13 protein-coding genes are annotated in these 14,169 nt (G+C 63.9%); 9 read left to right on the forward strand and 4 right to left on the reverse strand.

The window, feature by feature from the left end; translation table 11 throughout:
* Nucleotides 1-79 precede the first annotated feature (79 nt).
* The gene (locus tag CTR55_RS05920; RefSeq protein ID WP_296284989.1) at nt 80-643 is read right to left on the reverse strand and encodes an XRE family transcriptional regulator; all 564 of its coding nucleotides are present in this window, start codon (nt 641-643) and stop codon (nt 80-82) included.
* A gap of 173 nt (nt 644-816) precedes the next feature.
* Between CTR55_RS05920 and CTR55_RS05925 the strand changes: the two genes are divergently transcribed.
* Nucleotides 817-2,034, forward strand: coding sequence for a Xaa-Pro peptidase family protein (locus CTR55_RS05925; protein ID WP_296284990.1), 1,218 nt, complete (start codon nt 817-819; stop codon nt 2,032-2,034).
* Nucleotides 2,035-2,130: 96 nt separating this feature from the next.
* On the opposite strand, the gene CTR55_RS05930 is transcribed toward CTR55_RS05925, so the two are convergent.
* The 3 genes from CTR55_RS05930 to CTR55_RS05940 form a co-directional block, all read right to left on the reverse strand.
* A complete protein-coding gene (locus CTR55_RS05930) occupies nt 2,131-3,708 on the reverse strand; it encodes an ABC transporter substrate-binding protein (protein ID WP_296286472.1) in 1,578 nt (525 codons plus the stop codon).
* Nucleotides 3,709-3,772: 64 nt separating this feature from the next.
* Nucleotides 3,773-5,374: an ABC transporter substrate-binding protein gene (locus CTR55_RS05935; RefSeq protein ID WP_296284993.1), complete on the reverse strand. Its 1,602-nt coding sequence runs from the start codon at nt 5,372-5,374 to the stop codon at nt 3,773-3,775.
* A gap of 222 nt (nt 5,375-5,596) precedes the next feature.
* Nucleotides 5,597-6,313: an SIMPL domain-containing protein gene (locus CTR55_RS05940; RefSeq protein ID WP_296284995.1), complete on the reverse strand. Its 717-nt coding sequence runs from the start codon at nt 6,311-6,313 to the stop codon at nt 5,597-5,599.
* A gap of 234 nt (nt 6,314-6,547) precedes the next feature.
* Here CTR55_RS05940 and CTR55_RS05945 point away from each other — a divergent pair, with 234 nt between their 5' ends.
* From CTR55_RS05945 to CTR55_RS05980, 8 genes are all read left to right on the forward strand, one after another.
* Nucleotides 6,548-7,804: an ATP-binding protein gene (locus CTR55_RS05945; protein WP_296284997.1), complete on the forward strand. Its 1,257-nt coding sequence runs from the start codon at nt 6,548-6,550 to the stop codon at nt 7,802-7,804.
* A 24-nt stretch (nt 7,805-7,828) separates the two neighbouring features.
* Complete coding sequence (locus CTR55_RS05950; RefSeq protein WP_205339191.1) at nt 7,829-8,389, forward strand: response regulator transcription factor; 561 nt, start codon at nt 7,829-7,831, stop codon at nt 8,387-8,389.
* Between the two features lie 66 nt (nt 8,390-8,455).
* Nucleotides 8,456-10,189: an ABC transporter ATP-binding protein/permease gene (locus tag CTR55_RS05955; protein ID WP_296285002.1), complete on the forward strand. Its 1,734-nt coding sequence runs from the start codon at nt 8,456-8,458 to the stop codon at nt 10,187-10,189.
* A 191-nt stretch (nt 10,190-10,380) separates the two neighbouring features.
* Complete coding sequence (locus CTR55_RS05960; RefSeq protein ID WP_296285004.1) at nt 10,381-11,349, forward strand: M23 family metallopeptidase; 969 nt, start codon at nt 10,381-10,383, stop codon at nt 11,347-11,349.
* Nucleotides 11,330-11,695: a hypothetical protein gene (locus CTR55_RS05965; RefSeq protein WP_296285006.1), complete on the forward strand. Its 366-nt coding sequence runs from the start codon at nt 11,330-11,332 to the stop codon at nt 11,693-11,695. Before CTR55_RS05960 ends, CTR55_RS05965 begins: the two co-directional genes overlap by 20 nt.
* Before the next feature lie 18 nt (nt 11,696-11,713).
* On the forward strand, nt 11,714-12,148 hold the full coding sequence (locus CTR55_RS05970) for a polymer-forming cytoskeletal protein (protein ID WP_296285008.1): 435 nt from the start codon (nt 11,714-11,716) through the stop codon (nt 12,146-12,148).
* 69 nt (nt 12,149-12,217) lie between these two features.
* The gene (locus CTR55_RS05975) at nt 12,218-13,159 is read left to right on the forward strand and encodes an AEC family transporter (RefSeq protein WP_296285010.1); all 942 of its coding nucleotides are present in this window, start codon (nt 12,218-12,220) and stop codon (nt 13,157-13,159) included.
* A gap of 186 nt (nt 13,160-13,345) precedes the next feature.
* On the forward strand, nt 13,346-14,140 hold the full coding sequence (locus CTR55_RS05980; protein WP_296286473.1) for a DUF2135 domain-containing protein: 795 nt from the start codon (nt 13,346-13,348) through the stop codon (nt 14,138-14,140).
* The last annotated feature ends 29 nt before the right edge of the window (nt 14,141-14,169 follow it).

Genomic DNA, 14,169 nt, shown 5'->3' on the forward strand with positions numbered 1-14,169 from the left:
GCCGCGCCGAAGTTAAGTCAGGCTGAAATTAAGTTCAACTTAAAATTCAGTGGTGCTGAAAATTTTGCCGCTATGTGAATCAGGTGGCGGGATGTTCGCCGAACAGCGGAAGGGTGGTGACGGTGAGCATTTCAGCCACGCTGTCGCCGACGTTGCGCAGGCAATGACGCTTGCCGGAATCGAAGTGTACCGAGTCACCCGGACCGAGCGGGTAGGTATGGCCGTTGATCACGTAGGCAATGCGTCCGCTGAGGACGTAGGCGAATTCCGAGCCGTCGTGGGTAATGAGCTCCGATTCGTAGCCCACCGGGACCGTCACCTTCACCGCGTTCAGCTGGTTGCCGGGAAAGCTGCTGGACAGCCGTTCGTAGCTCAGCGGCTGGCCTTCAATGGTGTAGCGCACGCGCTCGCCCTGGTGCGAGTCCGGCGGGATCTGCTGCGGAGAGTCGAAGAGGGCGTTGAGCGGTACGTCCAGCGCCTTGGCGATGCTGGCCAGGGAGGACAGCGAGACGCCGGTGAGGTTGCGCTCGGCCTGGGACAGGAAGCTGGCGGTGAGGCCGGATTCGGCGGCCACCTGGCTCAGGGTCTTCTTCGCTGCGCGCCGATAACGGCGCAGGCGTTCTCCGATACGATCTGCGGACATTGGCAAGGCTCTTGTGGGACGCCGGCAGCATACCAGTGTCGTCGCCAGGTGAAAGCATCGAGCCATTAGCGGGCGGAAAATCGGTCGCAAGGGTGCCGGGCGCCGAAAAGCCTTTGACCGGAAATTTCAGTGCTGCTTAAATTCCGTGTCGTTTCATTCCTCGGGAGAGTCGCATGACATTGGGAGTAGGGGGCGTGAGCCCCGAGCAGGTGCTGGCGAAATTGCAGGCCATGACGGCCGGTGCACGCCCGATCGCGGTCGAGGAATACCAGGCGCGGATCGCGCAGTTGCAGGGCCTGATGCAGGCTCGGGAAATTGCCGCGGTATTCGTCGATGCCGGCAGCTCACTGTTCTACTTCACCGGTCTGAAATGGAGCCCGAGTGAGCGGCTGGTGGGTGCGCTGGTGCCGGCGCGAGGCGAAGTGCGTTATATCGCTCCGGCGTTCGAAAAGGGTACGGTTCGTGATTTGCAGGTGCTGCCTGGCAGTATCAGTGTGTGGGCCGAACATGAAAGCCCGTTCGCCCTGTTGGCCGGCATGCTGGTGGAGATCGAGGTGCGTGAAGGTGCGCGAGTCGGTCTTTCCCACAGTCTGCCGTTTGGCATGTATGAGCGCTTGCGCCAGGCGACAGGCACGCTGCAACTGGTAGACGCTGGCGCGCTGATCGAGCAGTGCCGGCGCTGCAAGTCGCCGGCAGAGCTGGCGCTGATGCAGCGGGCGAAGGACATGACCCTGGAGGTGCACAAGGCTGCCGCGAGCATTCTGCGCGAGGGCATCACCACCACCGAGGTGACGCGCTTCATTGAGGCGGCGCACCGGCAGGTCGGCGCACCGGGTTCGACCTTCTGCATCGTGCTGTTCGGCGAGGACAGCGCCTTCCCCCACGGCGTGCGTCAGCCGCGGCCGTTGCGTGAAGGCGACATGGTGCTGATCGACACCGGCTGCCAACTCTATGGCTACAACTCGGATATCACCCGTAGTTACGTGTTCGGTACGCCCAGCGCGCGGCAGTGCGAGCTGTGGAACCTGGAGAAGGCTGCGCAGCAAGCTGCATTCGATGCTGCTGTGCTGGGTGAGCCCTGCGAGCAGGTGGACGCCGCCGCCCGCCGTTGCCTGGAGGCCGGTGGCCTCGGGCCGGACTACGCGCTGCCGGGTCTGCCGCATCGCACCGGCCACGGTATCGGCCTGGATATCCACGAAGGTCCGTACCTGGTGCGCGGCGACCGTACGCCGCTGGACGTCGGCATGTGCTTCAGCAACGAGCCGATGATCTGCGTACCGGGGGAGTTCGGTATCCGTCTGGAGGATCACTTCTACATGACGGCGGAAGGTCCGCGCTGGTTTACCCAGCCGAGTCATTCGGTGGACGATCCGTTCGGCCTGGACGCCTGAAGTTTCTGTAGGAGCGAGCTTGCTCGCGAACAAGCCTCGCTGCGGGGACATTCGCGAGCAAGAACTGGGCGTCCGCCTCGGTCCTACGAAAAGCTGTCAGGGGCTCAGTTCAACCCGCGAAAAATTGTTCGACCCCAGCGGGCTCAGGGTGAAACCGCTCACGCCCGGCCGCACCACGGCGAACTGCTTCGGGTACGCCAGGGCGATCCACGGCGCTTCGCGCTGGTAGATCGCCAGCGCCTGGCGGTAGAGGCCCGCGCGGGCTTCCTGATCGGTGATGGCGCGGGCCTTGCGCAGCAGTTCGTCGAACTCCGCGTTGCACCAGCCCGCCTGGTTCTCGCCACTCTTCGCGGCGGCGCAGGACAGGTTCGGCGTCAGGAAGTTGTCCGGATCGCCATTGTCGCCGGCCCAACCCATGAAGATCAGGTCGTGCTCGCCCTGCTTGGCGCGCTTGATCAGCTCGCCCCATTCGAACACGCGGATGTCCGCCTGGATGCCGATCTGCCCCAGATCGCTCTGTAGCATCTGCGCGCCGATGCCGGGGTTGGGGTTGGTCGGCCCGCCGCCGGGGCGGGTCCAGATCGACAGCTTCAGGCCGGGCTTGATGCCCGCTTCCTCCAGCAACTGTTTTGCCCGCGCCGGGTCGTGGGGCCAGACCTTGAGTTGCGGGTCTGAACCCCACAGCGTCGGCGGATAAGGCGCCACAGCCAGCGTCGCAGCACCTTCGCCGAACTGCGCGCGCAGGTAAGCGTTGCGGTCGAAGGCGAGGTTGATCGCCTGGCGCACGCGCACGTCATCCAGCGGCTTGTGCCGGGTATTGATGCCGACGTAGGCGACCAGCAGCGAGTCCAGTTCCTCGATCTTCAGCTTCGGGTCCTGGCGCAGCGTGGGAACGTCGGTTGGTTTGGGGTAGACGGCGATCTGACAGTCGCCGGCCTTGACCTTCTGGATGCGCACGTTTGGATCGGGGGTGATCGCCAACAGCAGGTGGTCGATCTTCGGCTTGCCTCCCCAGTAATCCGGATTGGCGTTGAAGCGTACCTGGGCGTCCTTCTGGTAGCGCTGGAAGACGAAGGGGCCGGTGCCGATGGGCAGGTTGTTCAACTGGTCGGCCTTCTCGGCGGCGAGCAGCAGGTCACCGTACTCGGCGGAATAGATAGAGGCGAAGCCCATCGCCAGGTCGGCTAGGAAGGGCGCCTCGGGGTGTTTCAGGGTGAAGCGCACGTGGTGGTCGTCGAGCTTCTCCACCGCGCTGATCAGGCCGGGCAGCCCCATCGCCTCGGCGTAGGGGAAGCCGCGCGGGGCCAGCTTGTTCCACGGATGCTTCGGGTCGAGCTGGCGCTGGAAGCTCCAGAGCACATCGTCGGCGTCGAACTCGCGGGTCGGGGTGAAGTAGTCGGTGCTGTGGAATTTCACGCCCTGACGCAGGGCGAAGGTGTACTGCAGACCGTCGTCGCTGATCTCCCAGCTCTCCGCCAGCGCGGGCACCACGCGGGTGCTGCCGGGGGCGAACTGCACCAGGCGCTCGAAGACCGTCTCGGCGGAGGCATCGGCAGTGGTGGCGGCGGTGTACTGGGTGATGTCGAACCCTTCCGGGCTGGCCTCGGTGCAGACCACCAGGGATTGACCAAAGGCCGGCGCGCAGCCGAGCAGGCTGGCGAGGGTCAGGCGGATGAGCGCTTTGCGCACGGCGGCTGCCGAAAGAAAGGGCCGCCGGGAAGCCCGGCGGCCACTGACCTTACTTGCCTACGCTGACGCCGTAGAACGAGTTCAGCGCGAACGGGCTGATCTTGAAGTCCTGCACCGTCTTGCGCATTGGCTGGTACACGGTGGAGTGGGCGATCGGGGTGATCGGCACCTGCTCCTTGAGAATGTGCTGGGCCTGTTTGTACAGCTCGGTGCGCTTGGCCTGATCCGGGGTGCGTTTGGCGGCGACTATCAGTTTGTCGTAGGACTTGTCGCACCATTCCGAATAGTTGTTGCCACCCACTGCATCGCAGCCGTAGAGAGTGCCGAGCCAGTTGTCCGGGTCACCGTTGTCGCCGCTCCAACCGATCAGCATGGCGTCGTGCTCACCGGCTTTGGCGCGCTTGATGTACTCGCCCCACTCGTAGGTAACGATCTTCGCCTTGATGCCGACCTTGGCCCAGTCGGACTGCAGCATCTCGGCCATCAGCTTGGCGTTGGGGTTGTACGGGCGCTGTACCGGCATGGCCCACAGGGTGATCTCGGTGCCTTCGGCGACGCCGGCCTTCTTCAGTAGTTCCTTGGCTTTTTCCGGATCGAAAGCCGGGTCCTTGATGCTGTCGTCGTAGGACCACTGAGTCGGCGGCATGCCGTTCACGGCCAACTGGCCGGCGCCCTGGTAGACGGCGTCGATGATCGCCTTCTTGTTCACCGCCATGTCCAGTGCCTGGCGTACTTCCAGCTTGTCGAATGGCTTGTGCTGGACGTTGTAGGCGATGTAGCCGAGGTTGAAGCCCGGCTGCGACGGCATGTCCAGGTTCGGGTCCTTCTTCAGCGAATCCAGATCGGCCGGACGCGGGAAGAGGGTGATCTGGCATTCGTTGGCCTTGAGCTTCTGCATGCGCACCGAGGCGTCGGTGTTGATGGCGAAGATCAGGTTGTCGATCTTCACCTCACCCTTGTTCCAGTAGTCCGGGTTGGCCTTGAAGCGGATCATCGCGTCTTTCTGGTAGCGACTGAACACGAACGGGCCGGTGCCGATCGGCTTCTGGTTGATATCGGCGGCCTTGCCCTGCTTGAGCAACTGGTCGGCGTATTCGCCGGACTGGATCGAGGCGAAGCTCATCGCCAGGTTCTGGATGAACGCGGCGTCGACTTCGTTGAGGGTGAACTTGACGGTGTGGTCGTCGACCTTCTCCACCTTGGCGATGTTCGCGTCCATGCCCATGTCGGTGAAGTAGGGGAATTCGGTCTGGTACGCCTTACGGAACGGATGGTTCTTGTCGAGCATGCGGTTGAAGGTGAACAGCACGTCGTCGGCGTTGAACTCGCGGGTCGGCTTGAAATAGTCGGTGGTATGGAACTTCACACCGGAACGCAGGTGGAAGGTGTAGGTCTTGCCGTCGTCGGATACATCCCATTTTTCTGCCAGCCCGGGGATGACCTGGGTGCCGCCGCGCTCGAACTGGGTGAGGCGGTTGAAGACCGTCTCGGCCGAGGCATCGAAGTCGGTGCCGGTGGTGTATTGGCCGGGATCGAAGCCCGCGGGGCTGCCTTCGGAGCAGTAGACCAGGTTGTTGGCGGCGTGGGCGAGCGGGGCGCTGGCGATCAGCCCAGCGGCAATCATGGCGCGGATGACGGCGTTCTTACGCATACAAACCTCTATTTATTCTGGTTGTCATCGAGGGGCAGCCTTGTGGGCTGCGTTGCGTGAAGCTATGCACGGCATGTGCCGGGCGCAAGCGGCTGACCGGGATGAGTGTAGAAGTTGTGACGCGGGTGCAAGGGAATGTCGCAATTTCGACAATGGGAACCGTGCGGTGGGGTGGCGGCGCCCCGACTCCTGGGAACGCCGCGCTGGAAGAGGCCTTGGGTGTTACGGCATCTGCACCTCGATCGTGCCGTCGGCGCTGACGGTGACCTGGCTGGTGCCGGCTTCGATTTCCTGTGCCGGGGCACCGCCGTAGCTGTCGGCTTTCATAGCCGCCATGCGCATCACTGGCATCGGGCGCGGTGCGCCAGAGGTGTTCAGGTTCAGGCTGACCAGCTTGTAGCCCTTGCCGCCGAGCGCATCGGTAAGCACCTGGGCACGGGCCTTGAAGGCATCCACGGCGCCTTTCATCAGCGCGTCTTCGTTCTTCGCGCGGGTGCCGTCGGCGATGCTGAAGTTCATGCTGCCCATCTTCAGGCTGCCCAGCAGGTCGGCGGTGAGTTGCGAGAGAGCGGCGAAGTCGGCGCTTTCCAGGCGCACTTCCGCACGCTCGCGCCAGGCGGTGATCTTCTGGCCCTTGTCGTCATACACCGGGTAGCTGTTGCGGCTGCCCAGGCTGACGGTCACGCCCTTCACCTTGCGCGCTCGTTCCAGCGCCGCGTTCAGCGCCGTGGTGGTGTCGGCCGCCAGCTTCGCCGGGTCGCTGGCCTGACCTTCGCTGAACAGGGTCACATGCATCAGGTCGTGGGCGACTTCCTGGCTGACCTCGGCGCGCAGCGAAACCTGGTTGTAGCGAGGTTCGTCTGCCAGGGCTCCCAGGCTGGTGGCGCACAGGGCGATGGCGGCGGCGATGGCGGTGAAGGGTTTCTTCAGTACAGACATGGATGACTCCTTGCTCCAGAAAAGGTCCGGGGCCACAGCTTAGTCGTAGAGGCTGTGGCGAGGACTGTCAGACCCTTTGACGAGGATTGGTTCGCAAACGGGTCAAGGGTGGGTGTCACCAATTGTTTCGGACTGAGGCGGCGGTCACAGGATGCGCTGGGGTATGCTGTGGCGCTATGCCGCATAAAGGGGAAGGGGCTCTTGGCTATACTCGCGCAAATTCCGGAATTCACCATGCGCCCACCGGTTTTCCAGCTTTCCGCCAGTCGTCAGAACCTTCTGCATCTGACGCTCATCCGTATTCTCGTGCTTGCCGCCCAGGCCGGTTCGGTCGGGCTTGCCTACAAGGCCCAGCTGATCCAACTGCCCTGGCTCGCGCTCGGCGTGACCATCGGCATCTCCCTCGTGCTCTGCCTGGGCACTGCGCTGCGTCTGCGCGGCCCGTGGCCGGTGACTGAACTCGAGTACGCCGTGCAGTTGGCCTGCGACCTGGTCATCCACAGCGTGCTGCTCTATTACTCGGGCGGCTCGAGCAACCCCTTCGTCTCCTACTACCTGGTGCCGCTGACCATTGCTGCGGCGACCCTGCCGTGGCTCTACACCATTGCCCTGGCTGGCCTCGCGCTGGCCAGCTACACGGTGCTGCTGGTGTGGTTCCACCCGCTGGAGATGGCGGCCGGGCAGCGCGACAACCTGCTGATCTACGGCATGTGGTTGAGCTTCGCCCTGGCCGCCGCGCTGATCACCTTCTTCGTCGCCCGCATGTCCGAATCCCTGCGTCGGCAGGAGCAACTGCAAGCCCAGCGCCGCGAAGAAGGCATGCGCGACCAGCAACTGCTGGCGGTGGCGACCCAGGCTGCCGGTGCCGCCCATGAACTGGGCACGCCGCTGGCGACCATGAGCGTATTGCTCAAGGAATTGCGCCAGACCAATACGGACCAGCCCATGCTGCAGGAAGATCTCGCCCTGCTGCAGGAGCAGGTCAAGCTGTGCAAGGACACCCTGCAGCACCTGGTGCGGGCCGCCGAAGCGGATCGTCGCCAGGCGGTGGAAGAACAGGGTGCCAATGAGTGGGTCGAGGCGGTGCTGCGGCGCTGGCACCTGATGCGCCCGGAAGCGAGCTACCGCTACCAGATTCTCGGCAAGGGCAAGGCGCCACGGATGACTCCGCCGACCGACCTGAGCCAGGCGCTGCTGAACCTGCTGAACAATGCTACCGACGCTTGCCCGGACGACCTGGACATCCGCATCGACTGGGATGCCGGGGAAATCTGCCTGAGCATTCGCGACCAGGGGCCTGGTGTGCCGCTGGCGATTGCCGAGCAGCTGGGCAAACCGTTCTTTACCACCAAGGGCAAGGGTTTCGGCCTGGGGTTGTTCCTCAGCCAGGCCAGCGTGACCCGCGCGGGTGGTACGGTGAAGTTGTATAACCACGAAGATGGCGGCACTCTGACCGAGTTGCGTCTGCCCAGAAGCTATGGCGTGGCCTGATCGCCGCGCCCGCGAGGAAGTACCATGAGCGAAGAAATCCTGTTCGAAGGCGAAGAGCAGCCCCACCTGCTGCTGGTGGACGACGATGCCACCTTTACCCGCGTCATGGCCCGCGCCATGACCCGTCGCGGGTTGCGGGTGTCGGTCGCCGGCTCCGCCGAGGAAGGTTTGGCCATGGCCAAGGAAGATCTGCCCGACTACGCCGTGCTGGACCTGAAGATGGACGGCGACTCCGGTCTGGTGCTGCTGCCCAAGCTGCTCGAACTGGATGCCGAGATGCGTGTGGTGATCCTCACCGGTTACTCCAGCATCGCCACTGCGGTGGAGGCCATCAAGCGCGGCGCCACCAACTACCTGTGCAAACCCGCCGATGCCGACGACGTGCTGACCGCACTGCTGTCACAACACGCGAACCTGGATACCCTGGTACCGGAAAACCCCATGTCGGTGGACCGTCTGCAGTGGGAACATATCCAGCGCGTGCTTGCCGAACATGACGGCAACATCTCCGCGACCGCCCGTGCGCTGGGTATGCACCGGCGCACATTGCAACGCAAGCTGCAGAAGCGCCCGGTGAGGCGTTAAGCGATCGATAACAGGAAGGAGCGCCAATGAGCGCTCCTTTTTATTTCCAGCCGTGCGAGCCGACCTATGACTGACAGCGCCGAGTATCGGGCTGCGAACGACGCCGTTCGCAGCCGCTTCTTCCACCGAGTCTGGCAGCTCACCGCACCTTACTGGCGCAGCGAAGAGAAGGGCATGGCCTGGCTGCTGCTGATCGTGGTGATCGCCCTGTCGCTGGTCGGCGTGGCCCTCAGCGTCTGGCTCAACAGCTGGTACCGCGACTTCTACAACGCCCTGCAGAACAAGGACCTGAAGAGCTTCATCCACCTGATGCTGATGTTCAGCGGGATTGCCGCAGTGTTCATCCTCACGGCGGTCTATCGGCTGTACCTGACGCAGATGCTCACCATCCGCTGGCGCCGCTGGCTGACGGAGAAACACTTTGCCGCCTGGCTGGGTGACAAGAACTACTACCGCCTTGAGCAGCGCGGGCACACCGACAACCCCGACCAGCGTCTTTCCGAGGACCTCAACAGCTTCACCGACACCACCCTGACGCTCGGCCTGGGCCTGATCCGCAACATCGTCAGCCTGGTGTCCTTCTCGGTGATCCTCTGGGGTGTGTCCGGCAGCATCGAGCTCTTCGGCATCAGCATTCCCGGCTACATGTTCTGGGCGGCACTGCTCTACGCCGCGGTCGGCAGCTGGCTGACCCACCTCATCGCACGTCGCCTGATCGGCCTGAACAACCGCCAGCAACGCTATGAGGCGGACCTGCGTTTCGGCCTGGTGCGGGTACGCGAGAACGCTGAAAGCATCGCCCTGTACAACGGCGAGGCCAACGAGAGCACGCGCCTGATGGGGCGCTTCCGCAACGTCTGGGGCAACTTCTGGGAACTGATGAAGGTGCAGAAGCGCCTGACCTTCTTCAGCTCCGGCTATGCCCAGATCGCCACCGTGTTTCCCTTCATCGTCGCCGCGCCGCGCTACTTCTCCGGGCAGATCCAGTTGGGCGAACTCATGCAGATCAACTCCGCCTTCGGCAACGTGCAGGATGGCCTGAGCTGGTTCATCGACGCCTACGCCAGCCTCGCCAGCTGGCGCGCCACCTGCGACCGTCTGCTGAGCTTCCGCTCTGCCATGGACGAAACCGCCCACGAGTCCGCCAACATCGACGTGCGCAAGACCGGCGACAACCTGCAACTGCACAACCTCACCCTGAGCCTGGGCAACGGTCGCGAACTGCTGCAACCCACCAGCCTGGCGTTGAATCCCGGCGAGCACGTGCTGATCGGCGGCCCTTCCGGCGGCGGCAAGAGTACTCTGCTGCGCGCGATGAGCGGCCTGTGGCGCTACGGCAGCGGCGTGGTGCAGATGCCCGACGCACGCAGCCTGTTCGTCCCGCAGAAACCCTACCTGCCGATCGGCACCCTGGCCGAGGCGCTCTGCTACCCGGAGGCGGGCGACCGGCACGCCCCCGAGCAGTTGAAGCAGGTGCTGCACCTGTGCCGCCTGGATTCTCTGGTGCCGCGTCTGGACGAGGCGGATCACTGGCAACGCGTCCTCTCCCCCGGCGAGCAGCAACGCCTGGCCATCGCCCGAGCGCTGCTCTATGCGCCGCAATGGCTGTTCCTCGACGAGGCGACGTCCGCGCTGGATGAAACCGACGAGGCCGCGCTCTACCAGGTGTTGCTGGAGGAGTTGCCGGGCGTCACCCTGGTCAGCATTGGTCATCGCGTCAGCCTGAAGCGATTCCACCCGCGTCAGTTGCGTCTGGAGGAGCATCGTTTGCAGGAGATAGAGTCGGTTTTACCCGCGTGATGGCAGTTTGATTCACTGGAATAATGTGATCCCGTTAGTGGGAAACATCTGAAAGTCTTCTCAGACAGGATGATTTCTTCTTATTTATTTACATATTTCAGTGTTTAGTCGCTGCGAAGTTTTCAATAACAGGTACCCTGTGCAACCCCGGCGGCCACCCCGTCGGGCGAATGCATTTCAACGGTACCGCTATGAAATCCCTTTCCCCGTCACGGCAGGCGCTGACCCGCTCCGACCTGAGCCTGATCAACACGCGCCGGTATGTGCTGGGTGCTGCCTGCGTGTCGCTGGTCCTCGCCGCGGCTGCCTTCGCTGGCGGGCTGTGGATCGGACGGGGGCAGGCCGAACCGGTGATGGTGCCGGTGGTGCAGTCCGACGAAGCGCCGGACGAGTCCGGCGAGCGTTTTGCAGCCGAGCGGATCGGCGAGTTGACTGGCCGCCTGCAGGTCCTGGAGAAAGACGCGGACTACCTGCTCAAGGCCGTTGACAGTCACGCGGAAATCGCCCGCAAGCTGTCCAGGGTCGATCCGGAACTGGTACCCACTCCCAAGGCCAAACCGACCACTGCACGAAGCGAGGGAGGCATCCTGCTGCCTCCCAGGGCCTGCGTCGACCCGCTGCCGGCTGCTGCCGCCGATCTGGAGCGCAACGAGCAGTCGGCCAAATGTCTGCGCCGGGTCTTCGACCTGCTGATGGACCAGGTGGCCCGCCGCAATGCCGACTTCATGGCAATTCCGGCGCGCCGCCCGCTGGAGCAGGCTCGCCTCGGTTCGCCCTTTGGCAACCGTGTCGACCCATTCAATCGCCACCTGGCGTTCCATTCCGGCCAGGACTTCTCGGCACCCACCGGAAGCCCGATCCATGCGGCCGCCGGAGGCCGGGTGATAGTGGCGGGGCCGAACCCGTCCTACGGCAATCGCGTTGAGATCGACCATGGCAATGGCCTGGTGACCCGCTACGCCCACGCCTCCAAGCTGCTGGTGAAGGTGGGGAATGTCGTGCTGCCGGGGCAGGAGATCGCCAAGGTTGGCTCCACCGGGCGATCTACCGGGCCGCACCTGCATTTTGAAGTGCTTTACCACGGCGAATTCGTCGACCCGCAGAACTTCCTTTCCCTGGGCGGCATGGAGATCGACAGCGATGGCCTGGCCACGGACTAAGCGGCCTTCCACCCGCCAACTGCTGCGCGCCGAGCACCGCCCCCACGTTCCCCGTGGCTTTGCCTGGCTGGGCTGGGCGGCGTTGATCCTGCTGATCCTGGCCGCGCTGATTTTGGCCGGCTGGCAGCTACGCGTTCGCGACGGTGGTCAGATGCGCGAGCGTATCGATGCGCTCGAGGCACAGAACGCCGAGTTGACGCAGACGCTGGAGGAAAAGCGCCTGCAAGCCGAGGAGGAGCGCGCCAACCGCGAGCAACTGATGCTGCGGATCGACGCGATGTCCGCCGAGATCAAGAAACTCAAGACCGAGCTGGCCTTCTTTCGCCAGCAGAAACCTGGCAAGTAGTACGCGCGAGGAATTGCGATGTTCAGCAGCAGTAAGAAGAAGGGCCCGCAGGTATCGGTGGACAAGTTCTCCAGCCTGCTCTCGGGCAATGTCGATCTGGTCGGCGACATGCAGTTCCAGGACGGCTTGAAGATCCTTGGCACGGTGAAGGGCAACGTCTGCCACAAGCCTGGTGCGGCGAGCCTGCTCGCGCTCAGTGCGGAAGGTCGGATCGAGGGCAACGTCAGCAGCTACGACGCACTGATCGACGGCACCATCGTCGGCGACCTCTACGTCGAGCACCTGCTGGAGCTGCATTCCAACGCGCGAGTGATCGGCAATATCCAGTACCGCCAGCTGAGCATGGAAAACGGCGCCACGGTGGACGGCAAACTGACCCGCCTGGCCGACGGCGAAGTACCTAAGCCGCTGGAACTGCCGGCTCCGGTGCGCGAAGAGGCAGCCGAAGCCTGATTTGCCCCCGCGAGGTGGGTACTTAGCTTGCTATGATTGTCGCCCCCACCGCCAAGACCCTCCCGCGCCATGCTCGCACTCCTGCTCCAGACCTTCAGCATCACAGCTCCGGTCTTCGCCATGCTGTTCCTCGGAGTGCTGTTGCGCCGTGTGGGGGCGATCAATCCGGAGTTCATCCAGACAGCGTCGGCGTTGGTGTTCAACGCCACCATGCCGGCGATGCTGTTCCTCGGTATCTACCACTCCGACCTGCACAGTGCGGCGCGGCCGGAAGTGTTGCTGTACTTCTGCGCGGCGACCCTGGTGGGCTTCCTGCTGGCCTGGGGCTGGGCTGCCTGGCGGGTGCCGCGCGAGGAGCGCGGCGTCTACGTGCAGGGCTCGTTCCGCGGCAACAACGGCATCATCGGCCTGGCGCTGGCCACCAGTCTCTACGGTGAGCACGGCCTGGCGCTGGGCTCGGTCCTCGCCGCCCTGGTGATCCTCTGCTACAACACGCTGTCCTCGGTGGTGCTGGCGATCTACAGCCCGAGCATGAAGTCCGACCCGCTGAGCATCGCCCGCAACGTCATCTGCAACCCGCTGATCATCAGTGTGCTGGCGGCGCTGCCGTTCTCCTGGTTCGGCATCGGCCTGCCCAAGTGGCTGCTGACCTCTGCCGACTACTTCGCCCAAATGACTTTGCCGCTGGCGCTGGTCTGCATCGGTGGGACCCTGTCGCTGGCCTCCCTGCGCGAGAGTGGCGGGCTGGCGATCAGCGCGAGCCTGATGAAGATGGTCTGGCTGCCACTGATCTGCACCTCCGTCGCCTGGTCGCTCGGCTTCCGTGGTGCCGAGCTGGGCATACTCTTCCTTTATTTCGCCAGCCCCACGGCGGCCGCCAGTTACGTTATGGCCCGCGCCGCCAATGCCAACCACGAACTGGCGGCGTCGATCATCGTCATCACTACCCTGGTGGCGGCGCTGACTACCAACGTCGGCATCTTCGTGCTGCAGTGGGGCGGCTGGATGTGACTCGGCGCCAGTCGAGATTCTTCCAATTGCTATTGCGCCAAAAGCTATTCGGCTTGTAGGACATTTCCGAAAGATCGCTCTGCATCCCCGCGCCGCGCAAAGCCCGTTCCGCGCGCCGATAAGACCGGTTACATTTGGCCCCTCGCTATGCACGATCAAGGAATGTTCATGCAGCTCACGCGCCGGATGGTTCGTGCCGTCTTCTATCTGTCAGCCAGTTTCCTGGCTGCGGCGGCCGTTGCCGAGCCCCGCGCGGAGCTCTCGAGCCCCAGCGCCGGCTGGCGCTATTCCGGCCTGACCGATGATCCCAGTGTGCCCCGCGTGGCCTACCCCACGCCGCCCATCGACCGTGGCGGTTCGCGTGGGCGCAGCCTGATCGAAGGCCATCTGCGCGAAGTGGCCGGCATCGACCGCGCCCAGCGCCTGGTGGTCAACGGCAACCCGCTCCCCCTCTATACCGACGGCGAAGGCAAGTTCGTCCGCCCCTACAACTTCGGTGCCGGCAGCAACAGCGTTGAGGTGGCCAGCGCCGAGGGCAAATCCCTCAAGCGCATCCAGTTCTATGAAGCCAACAACCACCGGGTCGCACCGCGTCTGCGCCTGGCGCTGGGCTGGAACGACCCCAAGGCCGAGCTCGACCTGCATATCGTCACGCCCGACGGCCAGCATGCTTTCTGGGCGCGGCCGCGCCTGAGCAACGGCGGCGGCCTTGACCCGGACGGCGTCGACGGCCCCGGGCCGGAAATGTTCACCCTGGCTGCGCCGCTGCACGGCACCTATCTGGTCTACGTGAACTACTGGGGCAACTACAACGCCAGCCAGGGTTACAACTTCCAGGAAGGCAATCACGAGCAGGATGTGATCACCGCCGAGATCAACCTGGTGTTCAACGAAAATACCGTCAACGAGAAGCGCGAGACCTTCGTGGTGCCCATGCGCACCATCGGCGATCTGGTGCTGGTGAAGACCTTCAACTACTGAATTCGCCCCTCGCAGGGATGACACGGGAC

Origin of the sequence: Pseudomonas sp., assembly GCF_002796985.1 — a bacterium.
Taxonomy (GTDB): Bacteria; Pseudomonadota; Gammaproteobacteria; order Pseudomonadales; family Pseudomonadaceae; genus Pseudomonas.

Bases quoted from the DNA above. Each gene is read 5' to 3' on its own strand.
- CTR55_RS05965 (WP_296285006.1), top strand. From the start codon at position 11,330: ATGGCCTGGCCACGGACTAAGCGGCCTTCCACCCGCCAACTGCTGCGC.
- CTR55_RS05935 (WP_296284993.1), bottom strand. From the start codon at position 5,374: ATGCGTAAGAACGCCGTCATCCGCGCCATGATTGCCGCTGGGCTGATC.
- CTR55_RS05955 (WP_296285002.1), top strand. From the start codon at position 8,456: ATGACTGACAGCGCCGAGTATCGGGCTGCGAACGACGCCGTTCGCAGC.
- CTR55_RS05945 (WP_296284997.1), top strand. From the start codon at position 6,548: ATGCGCCCACCGGTTTTCCAGCTTTCCGCCAGTCGTCAGAACCTTCTG.
- CTR55_RS05925 (WP_296284990.1), top strand. From the start codon at position 817: ATGACATTGGGAGTAGGGGGCGTGAGCCCCGAGCAGGTGCTGGCGAAA.
- CTR55_RS05960 (WP_296285004.1), top strand. From the start codon at position 10,381: ATGAAATCCCTTTCCCCGTCACGGCAGGCGCTGACCCGCTCCGACCTG.
- CTR55_RS05920 (WP_296284989.1), bottom strand. From the start codon at position 643: ATGTCCGCAGATCGTATCGGAGAACGCCTGCGCCGTTATCGGCGCGCA.
- CTR55_RS05950 (WP_205339191.1), top strand. From the start codon at position 7,829: ATGAGCGAAGAAATCCTGTTCGAAGGCGAAGAGCAGCCCCACCTGCTG.
- CTR55_RS05970 (WP_296285008.1), top strand. From the start codon at position 11,714: ATGTTCAGCAGCAGTAAGAAGAAGGGCCCGCAGGTATCGGTGGACAAG.
- CTR55_RS05980 (WP_296286473.1), top strand. From the start codon at position 13,346: ATGGTTCGTGCCGTCTTCTATCTGTCAGCCAGTTTCCTGGCTGCGGCG.
- CTR55_RS05975 (WP_296285010.1), top strand. From the start codon at position 12,218: ATGCTCGCACTCCTGCTCCAGACCTTCAGCATCACAGCTCCGGTCTTC.
- CTR55_RS05940 (WP_296284995.1), bottom strand. From the start codon at position 6,313: ATGTCTGTACTGAAGAAACCCTTCACCGCCATCGCCGCCGCCATCGCC.